The following is a 433-nucleotide window of genomic DNA, read 5'->3' on the forward strand; positions in this document are numbered from 1 at the left end:
TCGGGGTCGACGAGGATGTCGTAGTGGTCGGCGACGACCGCAGGCATCGAGGCGAACGCCCGGTGCTGCACCACGTGACTGATCGCACCCCAGACGAGGCCGAAGATCAGCCCGAGCACGATCGAGGAGCCGATGGCCCATCCGGCCCACGGGCTGAAGATCGCGAATATCAAGCCGATGAGAAGACCGATCCAGCCGCCGGTACCCGCGCCGGTGAGGAGCGCCCTGCCGAGGCCCCATCGCCCGAGCACCTTCTCCTCCCACCGCAGATCGCAGCCCACGATGGTGACGTGTTCGATCGGGAAGTCGTGGCGGGCCAGGACGTCCACCGCGTGCTGGGCCGCGTCGTAGCTGCTGTAGGTGGCCAGCACCACCTTGTGGGACCCTGCTGTTCTCGGGACGCTCACGGGACCAACCCCCTCGGCTATTCCAG

General features: G+C 67.4%; 1 protein-coding gene. It reads right to left on the reverse strand.

Translation table 11 applies throughout. The annotated features are described in order from the left end of the window. On the reverse strand, positions 1–407 hold a 407-nt coding region (locus FLW16_RS43105), incomplete at its 3' end, for a general stress protein (protein WP_221891605.1). Between the last annotated feature and the right edge of the window lie 26 nt (positions 408–433).

The organism is Microbispora sp. KK1-11 (genome assembly GCF_006874435.1).
In the GTDB taxonomy this organism is placed as follows: domain Bacteria; phylum Actinomycetota; class Actinomycetes; order Streptosporangiales; family Streptosporangiaceae; genus Microbispora; species Microbispora catharanthi.